This window comes from Polaribacter vadi (genome assembly GCF_001761365.1).
GTDB classification, from domain to species: Bacteria; Bacteroidota; Bacteroidia; order Flavobacteriales; family Flavobacteriaceae; genus Polaribacter; species Polaribacter vadi.
In genome coordinates this window covers 123,641-140,607 of record NZ_CP017477.1, presented here as the reverse complement: position 1 = coordinate 140,607, position 16,967 = coordinate 123,641, and the positions used below count along the sequence as shown (strand labels likewise).

Here is a 16,967-nt window from a genome sequence, read left to right as displayed (position 1 = left end):
AGAGACATAAAAAGGAGAAAAATGGCAAAAAAGAAAGCTTTCGCTTTGCGAGTAAATGAAGATATGATTAAAGCTATTGAAAAATGGGCTGCAGATGAATTTCGTTCTACAAATGGTCAAATAGAATGGATGTTAATGCAAGCTTTAAAAGACGCAAAACGTGAACCTAAAAAGAAAAGCGAGGAATAATTAACTCCTCACTTTATCTTAATATCCTTAATTAATAAATTTATTAAAACCCTGCTCCTGGTGCTTCAGGACTTGCTGCTTGCGCTTTTTGAGGGCTTAAAATCATATAAGTTCCTAATGCAGTTAATGCTGTATATTTTCCATAATTTCCTATTTTTTTTATTGCCTGTTTTCTAGAAATATTTTCATCTTTAGAATTTTTTATATTTTTCATTACTATTTTAGTTTAAAAACTTTTTATTTAACGTTCCTTTTTCTGTATCTATTTTAATCACATAAATACCTTTTTTTAAACTTGATGGTAATAAAATATCATTAACACCTTTGCCAATAAAATTTGTTTCAAATACTTGCTGACCAATAAGATTAAGAATTTCTAATGATGTCTTTCCTTCATATATCCCAGAAACAGTTAGAGTAGATTCTGAAGATTTGTATACACTAATATTTTTTAAAACGTCACTATCTATACTTAATACCTCTTTTGATGAAGTATGTATATAAAAGCGTCCTGCTCCATTATAATCTGCATCTAACGTAACAGAATAACTCGTATTATCTTTATCTAATTGCGTATAACTGTTTAACACTTTATCCTCTAGATAAACATGAAAATCATTGGGCATATTTAAAGCTGTAAGACTAAATTCTATTTTGTTATTAGATAAAGCATTTACACCAACAGGAATAACCATATTTTCATAATCTGAATCTGGCAATGATTGTATCGCTAATTTTTGACCTTGATTATCTGCTAATAAATTGGTATAAACCGCAAAATTATTAGTAATACCACCAAATATTGTACTATCATATCCATCATCAAACCCTAAAGTAGTTCCATTAATATAATAAATTTCTGAAGTACTTTTTTGAGTACCATTACTCATTTCTAGTTTAATTTCTTGGCGAGCATTAATGTTTTTGTTAAATACATCAGTTGTTTGATGACTTTGCATCGCTTCTGTAAAACTAAAATCATGATTTCCATTAGCGCTTACAAAAAAGGCTTGACCTGGCGCAATAAATCTAGCTGGGGAAGCATTGTTAATTGATAAATAACCTCCAGTACTACTATTTAAAGATTGATCCCATATATAAATTGTTTTTTCAGATAAAAAATCATTATCAGTATCATTTATTTTTAAAATGTTATTTGTGTTATCTGCAGCTTCATTTATTGGAATATAACTTGGGTAAGGATTACCTATAAGATTATATGCGCTTCCTGCACCAATTGTAATTGGAACCGAAACAGTTGAAAGTGCCATTTCACCTGTAAATATAATATCTTGATTTGAAGTTAATTTAGTTGAAAACCCTTTTCCTGATGTTAAATTATTTGCTGTATCATCTCCATTAAGGCCATCTGTTTGCCCAACTGTATAATAATTCCATTTTTCTGCATCAGTTATTTGTGTATTGTCATATGGAGCTATTGCCACATTTTGATCCACTCCTGTTCCACTACCTAATGCTAATGAGTTATTAGTTACAAAATCAACCACACTTTCTCCTATTACTGGGCTTGAAATTAAATACCAACCAGTAGTTTTTAGCTTTCTTTTATAAGTTAAATTAAAAGCAGCTCTAGTAACTTGAGCTATTAAAGAAGATCCCGATTCTAAAGTAATAGCACCAATTGAAGTATTATTTACATATACCAAACCTGTGGCAGTTAAAGAGGCATCAGAATTCAAAATAAGTTCTTTTACATAAACTCTATTTTTTCTACCCCCATTACTGGCTTTTGGTTTATTAATAGTATTTGGTATAAGTACATTTGTTGAACTTCTAGGAATTTCTCCTAAAGACCAGTTTGTAGTTGTATCCCAATTTGTATCTGTTGCACCAGTCCAAGAATTGGTTAACTTATTTTCATACCAGGATAAACCATCTGAAGTTGATGTAGAAATAATATCTAAATCCCCATCACTATCTACATCTGCAAAACGAACAAAATAAGCGCCAGTTAATGAATTGTTAACTATTTTTTTTGTAAAAACCTCATTTCCATTATTTAAATATAAAACAATGCTAGTATCAGTTTGATTGGCAGATAAAATATCAATATCACCATCACCATCTACATCTGCAGCAGTAACTTCTTGAGCTCCATTGGCTGCTGTATCAACATCAATTTTTGTAAAAATTTGATTTCCATCATTTTGCCACCAAGCAACAGTATTGTTGTCAAATGATGTTGAAAGTAAATCCATATCATTATCACCATCAATATCAATTGCAAAAATGCTTCTTACTGAATTTGCACTTGTGGTAATATTTTGTTCTGTAAAACTTCCTGTTCCATCATTTTGATACCATGATATGATATCTGTATTGGTTCCTCCATTTGATGTTCCTACAATAATATCTAAATCGGCATCATTATCAATATCTACCACATACATTCCCCAAGGAGCTGCCATTGAATTGTCTACGATAACAGTTGTATCTGAAAAAGACAAACCTCCATCATTTTTAGCAATAGCTACATAACCATTTCCAGAAATTGAAAGATAAACTATATCTTTATTTCCATCATTATCCATATCTGCAACATAAACCGTCTTTGAAGATTCTCCTACTACTTCAATATCGCGTTTAAATTTTGTAAAAACTTGACTACCATTATTTATATAATAAAGTAAATCTGCTGTTTCTGTTTTTGCTGAAGCTACTATATCCATATCTCCATCATCATCTAAATCTATAGCAAATACACTATGTAGCGTATTTACATCAGCACTAGAATCAATAATATTTGCTGTAAAATTTTGATTTCCATCATTTTCATACCACATTAATTTGTTTCCTAGGTCTAAAGCTCCTAAAATATCCAAATCACCATCGCCATCTAAATCTATAGTATAGATAGATTTTAAACCACCAGTATTAACACCGCTTGCAATAGTGGTTTTAATAGGCGTTGTTGGTAAATTATAATAATCTATAGCTGCTGTACCTACTGTAAATTGAATAGTATAAGCACTTGATAAGGGCTCATTAGTAGCTAAAGACTGTAAACCAGTTAACAATGTTATAGTAATTAATTCACCTGGTTTAAATTCTGCTGAGGGAATAATGGTTAATTGTGCTGTGTCTTCTCCACTAAAAGTTGCAGCTAAATTACCTGTTTGACTTCCACTAATTTTAATGTTTGTTGCATCTATAGTTCCAGAAGAAATTGCTTCACTAAAGTTAAGTACAACATTTGCACTTTTTGAAATGCCAGTTGCTCCATTTTCGGGTATTGAAGAAACAAAATTTGGTGATCCAAAAGACGCGTTTTTAACTTTTTTAATTGAGGTAACTTCTATTAAACCAAGAGTCGATCCTGATACATTGTGACTAGCAAAAACCCCAGAAAAGGTAAGTAAGCACAATACTAAAGCAGTTGAATACCACCTATTTTTTTTACGCGTGTAATTAATCATTTTTTTAAATTAATTGGTTAGAAATAAAATGGCGGAAATAGTTGTATTTATTTAACAGATTCACCTTATAAATAAACATCTGGCAATGGTACAATAATTTTATTGCTTTTTAGCTAAAATAAAAACAAATCGCAAACAACTGAATATCAACAAATAAACTTTTTACCTATTAAAAAATAAAGAACTTTATTTTAAGAAAAAGCTCTAACATTTTAACTATAAATAATATTTTTTTTTTAAAAAGTAATTTAAAACATCAAAAAATCAATTGTTAAAAACAAGTCCAACTTCCATGAGAGCGTTTTCTTTTTTATATATTGTTGCCAAATTCAAATTCAATAAATCTTACACAATGAGAAAACTACTCACCTTACTTTTTTTATGCACTTCTACCCTATTCTTTTCACAAGAATTTTCTATGGATTTAGTCAAAAACATGAAACCAAGAAATATTGGTCCTGGAGGAATGTCTGGACGTGTAACATCTATAGATGTTGTAGAATCTAACCCAGAAATTATGTACGTTGGTACAGCTTCTGGTGGAATCTGGAAATCTACTTCTGGTGGAGTAAAATGGGAACCAATTTTCGAAAAAGAATTAACAGCTTCCATTGGTGCTGTTGCCATTCAACAATCGAACCCAAGTGTAATTTGGGCAGGAACTGGAGAAGGAAACCCAAGAAATAGTTTAAATGGTGGTTTTGGAATTTATAAATCTTTAGATGCTGGAAAAACATGGACAGCAATGGGTTTAGAAAAAACTAGACACATTCACAGAGTAATTATTCACCCAACAAATCCTGATATTGTATATGTTGGCGCTATTGGAAGTCCTTGGGGACAACACAAAGAACGTGGCGTTTATAAAACTACAGATGGTGGAAAAACGTGGAAACAAATTTTATATAATAATGATAAAACAGGTGCTGCAGATTTAATTATGGATCCAAAAAATCCGAATAAAATTATTGCTGCAATGTGGGAACACAAACGTGATCCTTGGTTTTTTAAATCTGGTGGAGAAGGAAGTGGTTTATATATTACACATGATGGAGGAGATACTTGGAAAGAAATTACAGAAAAAGAAGGTTTTCCAAAAGGCGAATTAGGTAGAATTGGGGTTGCAATTGCACCTAACAATCCAGATGTAATTTATGCTTTGGTTGAAGCTAAAAAAAATGCACTTTATAAAAGTGAAGATGGTGGTTTTAAATGGACAAAGATAAACGAAAAACCAGGAATTGGAAATCGTCCTTTTTACTATTCAGAAATTTATGTAGATCCACAGAATGAAAACAGATTATATACCGTTTTTACATATATTAATGTTTCAAATGATGGAGGAAAAAACTTTACTGAATTAATGCCTGCTTATGGTGTAGATAATGGTGTGCATCCAGATCATCATGCTTGGTGGATTCATCCAACCAATGGAAAATTTATGATTGATGGTAATGATGGAGGTTTAAATATTACAAGAGATGGAGGAAAATCTTGGCGATTTATTGGCAATATTCCTGTTGCTCAATTTTATCATATTAATGTAGATAACGAATTTCCATATAATGTGTATGGAGGAATGCAGGATAATGGTTCTTGGAGAGGTCCAGCGTATGTTTGGAAATCGCAAGGAATTAGAAATTCTTATTGGCAAGAAATTAGTTTTGGAGATGGTTTTGATGTAGTTCCAGATAAAGACAATTCTAGATATGGTTGGTCTATGAGCCAACAAGGATCTGTTTCTAGATTCGATTATGTAACTGGAAATAATTATTCTGTTCAGCCAACGCATAAAGATCCAAATGTAGAATTACGTTTCAACTGGAACTCTGCCATAAATATAGATCCTTTTGATAATAATACCTTGTATTTTGGAAGTCAGTTTGTACATAAATCTACAGACAAAGGGTTAACTTGGGAAGTTATTTCGCCAGATTTATCTACCAACAATCCAGAAAAATTAAAACAATCAGAAAGTGGTGGTTTAACAATGGATGCTACTGGTGCTGAAAATCACTGTACAGTTTTGGTTATTGAACCATCACTTTTAGAAAAAGATGTTTTATGGGCAGCAACAGATGATGGTCAAGTTCACATCACTAAAAATGGTGGAGAAAATTGGACAAATGTTGCCAATAATATTAAAGGTTTGCCAGCATTTAGTTGGATAACGCAAATTAAAGCATCAAACAAAAACAAGGGAGAAGCACTTTTAATAGCAAATGATTATAGACGTTTTAACTATACTCCTTATGCTTATAGAACTAAAAATTACGGAAAAACTTGGGAACGTATTGTAGATGAAAATGATGTACAATCTTACACATTATCTATTATTGAAGATCCAGAAAATGAAAATTTATTATTTTTAGGTACAGATGATGGTTTGTATATTTCTTTGGATGCAGGAAACAAATGGACAAAATGGACTAATGGTTTCCCAACAGTTCCTGTAAAAGATTTGGTAATTCACCCAAGAGAACACGATTTAGTAATTGGTACTTTTGGAAGAGCAGCTTGGGTTTTAGATGATATTAGACCTTTAAGAGCTTTGGCAAACAAAAATGCAACTGCTAAAAAATTACATTTATTTGAACCTCCAACAGCATATCAAGCAGCAACACAACAACCAACAGGAAGTAGATTTGGTGCAGATGCAACGTATCAAGGTGAAAACAAAAAAGGTGGCGCAATTATTTCTTATTATGTTGATGTTCCTAAAGCTGATAAAAAAGAGGAAAAAGGAGACAAGAAACAAGAGGATGCTGATGATGAAACTCTGAAACAAGTTCAGAGTGACAAGAACAAAATTAAATTTGATTCTATTACATTAGAAATATATGATGGTGCAAGACAAATTAGAACGCTAAAGTTTAAAACACCAAAAGAAAGTGGAGTTCATAAAACTACTTGGTATTTAAGAGAAAAAGGCGTTGATAGAGCTTCAAGAAGCATTCGAAAATCTACAAGAGAACCTGGAGGAGTTTCTGTAAAACCAGGCACTTATCAATTAAAAATGACTTTTGGAGATGTTGTTTCTGAACAAACCATAAAAGTTGAATTCGATCCTAGATTACAAATTTCTGAGGAAGCTATCAATCAAAAATATAATGCAAGTAAAGAGCTTGAAAAATATCAAGAGAAAATTGCTGCAATTGTAAAACAATTAGTGGAAAGTAAAAATTCTGCGACAGCAATTAAAGCTGATTTATCTAAAGAAGATAAAGTTAAATATAAAGAGGAAATAAAGTCATCAACTAAAATTATTAAAAAAGTTGATAGTTTAATGGCAATGTATTTGGGCACAATCGATAAAAGACAAGGAATTACTAGAAATCCAGAAATAACCGTTAATCAACGTTTTGGACAGGCAAGTAGATATATTCGTTCACGTTTTGGAGAGCAAACAGCAACAGAGCAAATATTAATGAATCAGTTTGTCGAAGAATTTAAAAAAGCAGTTTCAGAAACAAATACTTTTTTTAATAATGATTGGATTGCTTTTAAAAAGTCTGTAGAAAATATTAATATTTCTCCTTTTAAGGAAACTAAAATTTATAGTGCGAACTAAAACAACGAAATGAAAAAAATAGGAATTCTATTTATTTTAATTCTTATATGTTTAAAAACAAATGCCCAAAGTGCTGCAGAAGATAAATTAGGAGCTTGGTATATGTATAATGGTTCTCATAAATTAACCGAAAAATATTCGCTGCAAACTATGGCGCATTTTAGGTATTATGAGGTTACTAGCAATTTTCAGCAAGAGATTTATAGATTAGGTGTTAATTACAAGTTTAATCCTAAAATGAACCTTACTTTGGGCGCCAGTTATGCAACAGGAGATTTGGCTTATAATGTTTCTTCTCCACATTTATACGAATGGCGTTTGTACGAAGATTTCAACATCAACAGTAAATGGAGGGAATTTAAAGTAAGACATCGTTTGCGTTTAGAACACAGATTTATACATAAAAATATAGATACAGATGAAACTCAAAATTGGTTTCGTTATGATTTAAATGTAAACTATCCAATAACGGATTCTTGGAGTGTGTATGTTTTTAATGAAATTTTCTTAAATTTAGATAGAAGTGAAGTTTTTGCTCAAAATTGGATAGGTGCTGGTTTTCTTCGAAAAATAAATAAAAACTTAAAAATAAAATTTGGCTATTTTCAAATTAAACAAAATAGCCAAACTTTAAAAAGAGTAAGAATTGGCTTACTTTTAAACACAGATTTCTTTTAAAATTATTATATATGTCTCAACCCTTATTTACAAATGATGCCATTGTTTTTGGTGTTTTAATGATTTCTTTAGGATTTGTTTTTTACACAGAAAGTAAAACTTCTGGTTTTTGGTTCAAATTTTATAAAATTGTACCAGGCTTATTTATGGCGTATTTTATTCCTGCAATTTTTACGACAATTGGTGTAATTTCTCCTGAATGGGAATCTGAAAATACTTTGGGGGAAGTTGTTAAAAATGAATCGCAATTGTATTATGTTGCAAGCCGATTTTTATTGCCTGCAGCTTTGGTTTTAATGACGTTAAGTATCGATTTAAAAGCTATTTTTAATTTAGGTTCTAAAGCCTTAATTATGTTTTTTACAGGAACTGTGGGGATTATTATTGGTGGGCCAATTGCTATTCTATTAATTTCAATTTTTTCACCAGAAACAGTTGGTGGTTCAGATTTTGATGCTGTTTGGAGAGGACTTTCCACACTTGCAGGAAGTTGGATTGGTGGTGGAGCCAACCAAACTGCCATGTTAGAAATTTACAAATTCAATCCTGCAAAATATGGTGCTATGGTTTTTGTTGATATTGTAATCGCCAATATTTGGATGGCAATCATATTAATAGGAATTGGTAAAAAAGATAAAATTGATAAATGGCTTGGAGCTGACACTTCTGCCATTGAAGATTTAAAACAAAAAGTAATTCTTTTTTCTGAGAAAGTAAAAAGAAACCCAAGCTTAACAGATTTAATGATTATGCTAGCAATTGCTTTTGGAACAGTTGGTTTTGGACATTTTGCTTCAAAATATCTTGGTGCTTTTTTTAGTGATTTTGTTGCTTCGATTGCATCACAAACTTGGCGAAATATTTTCTCCTTTTTAGGTTCAGGTTTTTTCTGGTTGATAAGTATCTCAACAATTGTCGCTATTATTTTATCATTTACAAAAGCTAAAAATTACGAAGGTGCAGGTGCTAGTAAATTAGGAAGCATTTTTATTTATATTTTGGTAGCCACTATTGGTATGAAAATGGATTTATTAATGATTTTAGACAATGTTGGTTTAATTGCCATTGGTTTAGTTTGGATGTCTATCCACGCAGGTTTATTAATTTTGGTTGCAAAATTAATAAAAGCTCCTTACTTCTTTTTAGCAGTTGGTAGTCAAGCCAATGTTGGTGGTGCAGCCTCTGCTCCTATTGTTGCACAAGCTTTTCATCCATCATTAGCTACTGTTGGAGTTTTATTGGCCGTTTTTGGCTATGCAATAGGAACAATTGGAGCAATTGCTTGTACTATTTTGATGGAATTATCAGCAACTTTATAAAAAAAAATCAGCATATTTGCACTCGAAAAATAAACAATAAATGAAAAAAATTCTTGCAGTTTTAGCAATCTCTATCATTCTGTATTCTTGTTCATCAAAAAAAGATGGGAATATGATTGTAGAAGGACAAATTAAAGGTCTTAAAAAAGGAAAATTATATTTACAGAAAATGGTAGACACTGTTTTAGTTTCTGTAGATTCTGTTGCATTATTAGGTACAGATACTTTTAGATTGACTGACAATGTAGATTCGCCTGTTTTATATTATTTAACTTTTGATGGAAATACTACTGATAAAAGAATTCTTTTCTTTGGTGAAGCAGGAACAATTACTATAAATGATAAAGTAGAATTGTTTGGATTTAATCCAGAAATTAAGGGTTCAAAAAATCAAGAACTTTTAGATAAATACAATTTGGTTAGTAAAAAATTCCAAAGTCAACGTTTAGAATTTATCAAAAAAGATTTTGATGCAAAAAAAGCAAATGATAAAGATTTAATTCAAAAACTAGAAGCGGATTATCAAAAAATGGTAAAAAGAAGAGTTTTATACACTACTAATTTTGCCCTTTCTAACGCAGATACTGAAGTTGCTCCTTACATTGCTCTTACAGAAATGTATGATGCTAGTTTACAAATGTTAGACACTGTAAATAATAAATTGTCTCCAAGAGTTAAAGAATCTGATTATGGAAAACGTTTTCAAGAATATTTAGACAATATTAAGGCGAATCAAGAAAAGTAGATTCCTTTTTTTTTAAAGATAAAAACGAGGAAGTAATTCAATATTACTTCCTCATTTTTTTTGTTTTAAAGTTATTGATGTTGATAATATTATTATGTAATAATATCTTTTATTGTTTTTAAATGATGTTTAAGTTGCTTGGTTATTATTCATAAGATTTTTAAAGTGAGCTATTGATTAAGTTTTAGGCATCTTTCAAAAATCAAGATAAAAAAGACTTTGATAAAACTAAAAAACCGAACATTGCTGTTCGGTTTTTGAATTCTAAAAATATACTTTTAATACTTATTGCTTGATAAATTTAGCAGTACCTGTTGTGTTACCAACATTGTATTTCACTAAATAAATACCAGAAGATAAGTTAGAAACATCAATTGAAGCTTTTGTATCATTCACATTAACACTCATTACTTTTTTACCTAATACATTAAATACATCTGCATTCTGAATAGTTTCTTTTGCAGAGATGTTTAATTTATTAGTTGCTGGGTTTGGATACATTGAGAAACCTAATAATTCATTATTTTCTACACTTGCAGTTGCTGCTCTGTAAATATATAAATTATCATACCAAACTTGATTTTTAAGATTATCAGCAGTTATACCAAATTCTTTAAAATTTGCCATTGTAGATAAATTCACAGGAATATCGATACTTAACCAAGTACCAGCAACTAAAGCTGGAGAAGAACCTGCATTAAATGGATATTCTACAAAGATTGAACTTGGTACACCTACGAATTTTAAATTAAATACTTTAGAGGTAACATCTACAGTTTCATCAATATAAACATCTACGTGGATGTGAGTAAAACCAGTTACATCTACTGCATCATCTAAAACGATTCCTTGGCAATTATTTCCTTTAAAAGCAACAATATTATCACCAGCTACTTGAATTGTTTCAACAGAATTATTACCACACCAACCAGCATCAAAATTAAGAGCAGTATTTGTATAAGCATCACTGTAAAGTGAAACAACATCCCAAGCATTTCTGGCTGGTGGTGTTGGGGCTGCTGTTGTAGGAGCTTTATCTAATTCAAAAGAAACAGTATATGTTTTTGTTGAAGTCCCATTTCCAGCAGTTACTAAAATAGTAGTATTACCAGGTATTGAAGTTGCAGCAGTAACCACAGCAATCGCTGATGCCTCTGTTACTGTAGCAGTTACAACTGGAACCGAACCTCCTTGTACTACTCTATATGCATAAGTATCTGTAGCTGAAGAAAATCCAGACACAGTAGTTCCATCAATTTTAATATCGCTTAACGTAGCAACAGTATTCGCTGCAACTTTTGGTCCAGAAATATTATCAATCATAAAAGTTCTTTCATCTTTAGTAACATCACCGAAAACAGTTGCATTTTCAGCCCAATAAGCATGAAGAACAAAATTATTATATTGACCATTGGCAGCAGCAGCTTTATTATCTTTTGCAGAGTTAAAAGTAAAAGATAAAGTCTGCCAAGTTCCATCTCCATTATGAGTAACTTCTGCAGCTGCTTCAGGAGCTCCATTTAAACCACCATTAACTTTTACTAAAAAAGTAATTGCTGTAGATGATTTTACATCGATAGTCATTGTTTGAGTATTTGTCAAATCAACAATCTGAGATAAAGTAAAATTAGTCCCTTGCCAAACTTCTGTTGCTGAATTACCAACTACCTGTAAAACTTGAGATGTATTTGATCCTGTTCCAGTTACAACTGTTGGTTTTGCCATCCCTCCAAATGGGTCTCCTAATAAACCTCCACTTTCTCCAGTTTCAAAACCTATTAAAAGATCTTGCGAAAAACCAATTGAACTAATCAATAAGGCTAATAATAAAGTAATTTTTTTCATAATTATGTATTTAAAAGATTATGAAACAATATTAACCTTAATGTGTACAATATTATCATTTTACACCTCAACAAAAAACATACAGCCCTCAAAAAAATCAAGTATTATTGATAAAACTACAGAAATACCTTCTGAAAGTAAGAGATTCAAAAAAAAATATAAGTTATTAATTATTAATTAATTAGCAGTATTTTTTTTCTTGTATGGGTAATGTATGGTTGTAAAAAACAATGTTAAGTTGCTGTAAATGATAGTATAGTTTTAAAAAAAAGAAAACTCTATAAATAGCCAGTATTTATAGAGTTTAAAAAAATTAATGTAGTAAGTAATCTAGAATTTCACTTTTTCGTTTTTATCCCACAAGCCCCAATAAGCACCAACAATTCCTTCTGCTCCAACTTTCCAAGACTCATCAAAAGAAGAAAAATAAAAGGTTTCTATATTATTTTTATTTGCCCAAGTTTGTGTATTTATAAAATATTTCATGGCATTTTCCTCAGTAGAATGTGCCCCTTTTAAACTTTCGCCTTTGCTTGGCCAACCTGTTTCAGTAATAATTACTTTTTTTCCATTTCCAGCAGCACTTGCTTGTCCAAACATATTTTGCATGTGGTTTAAAGAATGCTCTATACTACAACCTTCCCAATAAGGATAGCAGTTAGACAAAATAACATCACAAACCTCAGTAATGTTTGGTCTATGAGAAAATTCATAATACGCATCTACATAACCTACAGGAATATCCATTCCTTTTAAAGCATCTTTTACTCTATGTATGTATGTTAATAATTGCTCTTCTGTTAAATCTTTACGATACATTACTTCGTTACCAACAGCTGCAATATCTACACAACCTTCTTTAGCTAATTGAATTAAACCTGCTATTTCTAGTTCGTTTTTTTCCATGTCATCTCCTAACCAAGCACCAACCATATTTTTAATTCCATGCTTTTTTGCCATTCTTGGAATGTGTTCATTTCCTTCAATACAAGAAAAAGAACGAATCCATTTTGTGTAAGGTTTTAGAATTTTAATTCTTCTTTCTACCTGTTCTTCTGTAATTGTGTCTCCTGGTTCTTGGCCATCTTCATACATACTAAAACAAATTCCATGCATTCCTTGCTTTAAAGTAGTGTTCCAAAGTTTCGCTAAATCTTCAGTTTCTTCGTATTTGGTAAAATCTACTCCAACGCTTTCTTTAAAATCTGGACTGCTAGCATTAGTTTCTAAATTCTGAAACGAAAATTTACGTTCTTCTCTATATGACATTGTGTTTGGTTTTATTGTGTAATTCTGATATTATTAATAGTATTTCATTTTTTCATCTTTATCCCAAATACCCCATCTTGCACCTAATTCTCCTTCTATTTTAACTTTCCAAGATTCATCAAAAGAAGAAAAGTGAAATAGTGTAATATTTTCTTTTTGCGCCCATTCTTGAGTTTCAATAAAATACTTCATCGCATTTAATTTTGTTGGGTTTGCTTTCTGAACAGTTTCTCCTTGACTTGGCCAACCAGTTTCTGTAATAATTATTTCTTTTCCGTTTGCTATTTTTTGAGTAATCGCGTGAATTTGCCTTAATTGAAACAACGAATCTTCGATGCTTGCTCCTTCCCAAAATGGGTAACAGTTTGTTAGAATAATGTCTGAAGCTGCTACCAAATTAGGTCTTTTAGAATATTCATAATAGGTATCTACATAACAAACAGGAATATTTAAACCTTCTAATTCCTTTTTAACTCTGCTGATGTAGGCAATAATTTCTATTTCTGATAAATCTCCTCTTAATAAAACTTCATTACCAACAGCTGCAATGTCTACAGAACCTGTTTTCGCTAAACGAATTAAACCTTCTATTTCTTTTTCATTTCTTTTTTTATCTTTTCCTATCCAAGCACCCACTAATGTTTTTAATCCTTTTTGCTTTGCTATTTGTGGAATTAATTCATTACCATTTGTACAAGAAAAAGAACGAATGGAAGTTGTATAGGGTTTTATAATATCCATTCTTCTACTAATTTGAAGCTCGCTCAAAACATCATTTGCATCTTGCCCATCTGTATAAGGACTAAAACATAATCCTCTTAATCCGTTATTTAGTGTTTTAGAAAACAAGTTGGTAATTTCTGCTTCTGAAAGGTTTGAAAAATCTACACCTTGATACTCTTTTAAAACAATATTGTTTGCCAATGATGTTAAATTTCCTGCTCCATAACCAGATGACGTTTTAGGCGCATTTTTTAGTTGTTTTCTTTTTGATAACTCTGCACTAATTTCTAAAGATCTTTCTTCTGTTAAATTATAACCTCTCATAATCAACATAGCTCCAAGCGTTCCTAAAATTGGTAAACCTGAATAAAATAAACGGATTCCTGTAATGGAAGCATCTGTATTTACTGTGTCTGGAACAAAACCAACCAAAGTCATAATTGCACCTGTTAATAGACCTGCAATTGCAAAACCAAATTTCACCATCCACCAATAAATTGCTCCAAAAACACCTTCTCTTCTCTTTCCTGTGTTTAATTCATCAATATCAATTACATCAGAAGTCATGGACATCATTAATGTAAATAAACTACCAATACCAAAAGAGAAAAATGGCAAAGCAAACAAAAACAAATAAGGTTTACCTGGTACAAATAAGAACCAAAGCATTACATACCCCAAAACAGAAATTCCTTGCGAAACCATAAATGCTTTCTTTTTACCTATAGTTCTAGATAATTTTGCAACAATAGGAATCACTAAAAAAGTGGTTGATAATGCACCAATACTTCCTAATAATGTTGGCCAAAGACCAGCTGCTCCAGCATCTCCATTAAATAAATAATAAACTACTATAAAAAATGAAAAACCAGCAACTACATTAAAAGCATTGTAAATTAAAAAAGTCGAAAAACATAGTTTCCTAAATTGTTCAATTTTGAAAGCTTCTTTAAAGTTTTCAATGATTTCTTTTAAACTCCCTCCAATTGTTTTTAACGTTAAAGGAGTTAAACTATCATCATCTTTTGTAGATTTACTTTTGATAAAAAAAGCTGGCACCATTGCTAAAACGGCAAAAACAACACCTACCCAAATACCTAAAGATCTTGTAGTTTCTGTGGTAGTTCCAAACCAATTATCATCATACATTACCACCCAAAACCAAGGTGCAATTACCCAAGCCCACTGACCAATCCATTGTGCAGTTGCCATAATATTTGTTCGTTCATGAAAATCATCACTCATTTCATAACCCATGGCAACATAAGGAACAGAAAAAATAGTTAGTCCTAAATAGAAAATTAAAGACCAAATTAAGAAATACGTGAAATTATAACTTACCCCATCAATTATATACATTTGCCATAATAATGAAAAGGAAATCCCCATTATTAATGCTCCTAAAAGCACATATTGTCTTCTTCTTCCCCAAATTGATTTTGTATTATCAGAAATAAAACCCATGATTGGATCTGTAATAGAATCGAAAATACGAGGAAGAAAAAATAAGATTCCCCACATCCAAGTTGGGAACTCATAATTCTGAATTAAAACAACCATAAAAATCCCCAAAGCTGCTGGAAACATTTGATTTGCAAGCATTCCTAATCCAAAAGCAATTTTTTGTCCCATAGGTACTTTGCCAGATTTTGTTTGATTGTTACTCATAATTTTATGGTTAAGTTTATTTAATTAGTTTGTAATTACAAGTGTTTGAATTGCTTGTCCTTGAATTTGTATTGCTACATTTTTATCATTTAGAGATAAACTGATGTTTTTTGAAGTTGTTCCCTCATTAAAAAGAACAACTGCAATGGTTCCATCTAAATTTTCTGCTGCTGTTACCAGTAAATCTTTATCAGAATTTTCTAAATTGATAACTTTTGCTTCTGGTCTAATAAATTTACTGAAGTGTGCTAATGTGTAATAAATTGGTGTAAAATAAACTTCGTCATTTTCTTCATCAACAATTATTGGAGCCACACACCAGTTTTTAAACCAATTTGGACCTCCTTGCTTGTTTAAAACCATATTCCAATCGATCCAACCATCCACATAATTGTTTAGACAACCAATAATATCTCTTGCATATCTGTTTACAGGTGCATATTTTGGGTGAAAATGTTTGTCTTGTTCTGGAGCCCAATCCCAACCCCAATCTGTTGCTTCTTTTTTCCAATACCAAGCATCATCTTTCCATTTTGGAACTTCAGAATCTACACAAGCTTCTGATTGAATTAAATATTTATTAGGTGCTTTGTTATAAGCATATTGAAGTTCTTCTGGAAAAATTTCATACGTACTTGCATACCAATGAATGGCTGTTCCATCAAAATATTTTGAAGTTTCTTCGTTTTTATATTGAGAATCTATCCATTCTTTTAAATGTTCCCTATTTTGATCGTATCCTAAAATTTTTACTTCAGGATGTGTTTTTTCTAATTGAGGCCCTAAATGATTTTGAACGAAATTGGTCATTTCATCAGGTGTATAATGCATACTCTCCCAATTATTACCATTTCCTAAAGGTTCGTTTTCTACTGTAAAACCCCAAATATCGATTCCTTCTGCTTTATAAGCATCTACGTATTTAGAGAAAAACAATGCCCAAGTATCATAATATTCTGGTAATAATTTACCTCCAACCCATTCTTTATTATCTTTCATCCAAGGTGAAGCTGTCCAAGGAGAAGACAATATTTTAAAACCGTCTTTAGATACTTTCATAGCATCTTTAATCATCGGAATTATATCGTCTTTATCTTCATCAATTGAAAAATGTTTTAGTTCTTTATCACCTTCAACAGGTGCATACGAATACTGACTCAATGAAAAATCAGAGGAATTCATGTGCGTTCTTGACAACGAATATTTTGCACCACTTTCTCCAAAATAGGCTTCAATTATGGAGTCTCTATTTTTTTTACTGATTTTATTTAACAAATACGCAGAAGATTCTGTAAACGAACCTCCAAAACCAGTAATCGTTTGTCTTTTTTCTGATGGTAATAGTTTTATTTTAACGACCTCTTCTTGATTTTCATCCGAAGAAAAATTAGTTAGTTTGGTTAAATTATTTCCACTTGCAGAGGTTTCGTAAACCTCTACATTTAATTGGTTTTGTTTCGAATTGCAATTGATCATTGTAAAAAGTAAAACTAGATAGATAAAATTTTTAATGATTTTCATAA

At 31.0% G+C, this 16,967-nt stretch carries 11 protein-coding genes; 5 read left to right on the top strand and 6 right to left on the bottom strand.

Annotation, left to right across the window (positions count from 1 at the left end):
- Positions 1-21: 21 nt before the first annotated feature.
- Entirely contained in the window at positions 22-189 is a 168-nt protein-coding gene (locus LPB03_RS00520) for a type II toxin-antitoxin system antitoxin (RefSeq protein ID WP_065318434.1), read from the top strand.
- A gap of 43 nt (positions 190-232) precedes the next feature.
- Here LPB03_RS00520 and LPB03_RS16705 read toward each other — a convergent pair whose 3' ends face one another.
- Together LPB03_RS16705 and LPB03_RS00515 are read right to left on the bottom strand one after the other, a co-directional pair.
- On the bottom strand, positions 233-403 hold the full coding sequence (locus LPB03_RS16705) for a hypothetical protein (RefSeq protein ID WP_170324191.1): 171 nt from the start codon (positions 401-403) through the stop codon (positions 233-235).
- A gap of 7 nt (positions 404-410) precedes the next feature.
- Complete coding sequence (locus LPB03_RS00515) at positions 411-3,626, bottom strand: FG-GAP-like repeat-containing protein (protein WP_065318435.1); 3,216 nt, start codon at positions 3,624-3,626, stop codon at positions 411-413.
- A 352-nt stretch (positions 3,627-3,978) separates the two neighbouring features.
- Between LPB03_RS00515 and LPB03_RS00510 the strand changes: the two genes are divergently transcribed.
- The 4 genes from LPB03_RS00510 to LPB03_RS00495 are packed head-to-tail and all read left to right on the top strand — an operon-like array spanning position 3,979 to position 9,939.
- On the top strand, positions 3,979-7,197 hold the full coding sequence (locus tag LPB03_RS00510) for a WD40/YVTN/BNR-like repeat-containing protein (RefSeq protein WP_065318506.1): 3,219 nt from the start codon (positions 3,979-3,981) through the stop codon (positions 7,195-7,197).
- Between the two features lie 9 nt (positions 7,198-7,206).
- A complete protein-coding gene (locus tag LPB03_RS00505) occupies positions 7,207-7,875 on the top strand; it encodes a DUF2490 domain-containing protein (protein ID WP_065318436.1) in 669 nt (222 codons plus the stop codon).
- A gap of 11 nt (positions 7,876-7,886) precedes the next feature.
- Complete coding sequence (locus LPB03_RS00500) at positions 7,887-9,194, top strand: DUF819 family protein (RefSeq protein ID WP_065318437.1); 1,308 nt, start codon at positions 7,887-7,889, stop codon at positions 9,192-9,194.
- A gap of 40 nt (positions 9,195-9,234) precedes the next feature.
- Positions 9,235-9,939: a DUF4369 domain-containing protein gene (locus LPB03_RS00495; protein ID WP_065318438.1), complete on the top strand. Its 705-nt coding sequence runs from the start codon at positions 9,235-9,237 to the stop codon at positions 9,937-9,939.
- 285 nt (positions 9,940-10,224) lie between these two features.
- Here the strand turns inward: LPB03_RS00495 and LPB03_RS00490 are convergent, their stop codons facing one another.
- The 4 genes from LPB03_RS00490 to LPB03_RS00475 form a co-directional block, all read right to left on the bottom strand.
- A complete protein-coding gene (locus tag LPB03_RS00490) occupies positions 10,225-11,784 on the bottom strand; it encodes a T9SS type A sorting domain-containing protein (RefSeq protein ID WP_065318439.1) in 1,560 nt (519 codons plus the stop codon).
- Positions 11,785-12,114: 330 nt separating this feature from the next.
- Positions 12,115-13,053 (bottom strand): glycoside hydrolase family 17 protein, encoded by a 939-nt coding sequence (locus tag LPB03_RS00485; RefSeq protein ID WP_065318440.1) that lies wholly within the window; start codon positions 13,051-13,053, stop codon positions 12,115-12,117.
- Between the two features lie 33 nt (positions 13,054-13,086).
- Positions 13,087-15,444: an MFS transporter gene (locus LPB03_RS00480; protein WP_065318441.1), complete on the bottom strand. Its 2,358-nt coding sequence runs from the start codon at positions 15,442-15,444 to the stop codon at positions 13,087-13,089.
- Positions 15,445-15,468: 24 nt separating this feature from the next.
- Positions 15,469-16,965 carry a glycoside hydrolase family 30 protein gene (locus tag LPB03_RS00475; protein ID WP_065318442.1) on the bottom strand — a complete coding sequence of 499 codons (1,497 nt, stop codon included), beginning with the start codon at positions 16,963-16,965 and terminating at the stop codon, positions 15,469-15,471.
- Positions 16,966-16,967: the final 2 nt, after the last annotated feature.

Excerpts from the sequence above, each read along its gene's own strand:
- LPB03_RS00485 (WP_065318440.1), bottom strand. The coding sequence starts at position 13,053 with ATGTCATATAGAGAAGAACGTAAATTTTCGTTTCAGAATTTAGAAACT.
- LPB03_RS00505 (WP_065318436.1), top strand. The coding sequence starts at position 7,207 with ATGAAAAAAATAGGAATTCTATTTATTTTAATTCTTATATGTTTAAAA.
- LPB03_RS00520 (WP_065318434.1), top strand. The coding sequence starts at position 22 with ATGGCAAAAAAGAAAGCTTTCGCTTTGCGAGTAAATGAAGATATGATT.
- LPB03_RS00480 (WP_065318441.1), bottom strand. The coding sequence starts at position 15,444 with ATGAGTAACAATCAAACAAAATCTGGCAAAGTACCTATGGGACAAAAA.
- LPB03_RS00510 (WP_065318506.1), top strand. The coding sequence starts at position 3,979 with ATGAGAAAACTACTCACCTTACTTTTTTTATGCACTTCTACCCTATTC.
- LPB03_RS16705 (WP_170324191.1), bottom strand. The coding sequence starts at position 403 with ATGAAAAATATAAAAAATTCTAAAGATGAAAATATTTCTAGAAAACAG.
- LPB03_RS00495 (WP_065318438.1), top strand. The coding sequence starts at position 9,235 with ATGAAAAAAATTCTTGCAGTTTTAGCAATCTCTATCATTCTGTATTCT.
- LPB03_RS00475 (WP_065318442.1), bottom strand. The coding sequence starts at position 16,965 with ATGAAAATCATTAAAAATTTTATCTATCTAGTTTTACTTTTTACAATG.
- LPB03_RS00490 (WP_065318439.1), bottom strand. The coding sequence starts at position 11,784 with ATGAAAAAAATTACTTTATTATTAGCCTTATTGATTAGTTCAATTGGT.
- LPB03_RS00500 (WP_065318437.1), top strand. The coding sequence starts at position 7,887 with ATGTCTCAACCCTTATTTACAAATGATGCCATTGTTTTTGGTGTTTTA.
- LPB03_RS00515 (WP_065318435.1), bottom strand. The coding sequence starts at position 3,626 with ATGATTAATTACACGCGTAAAAAAAATAGGTGGTATTCAACTGCTTTA.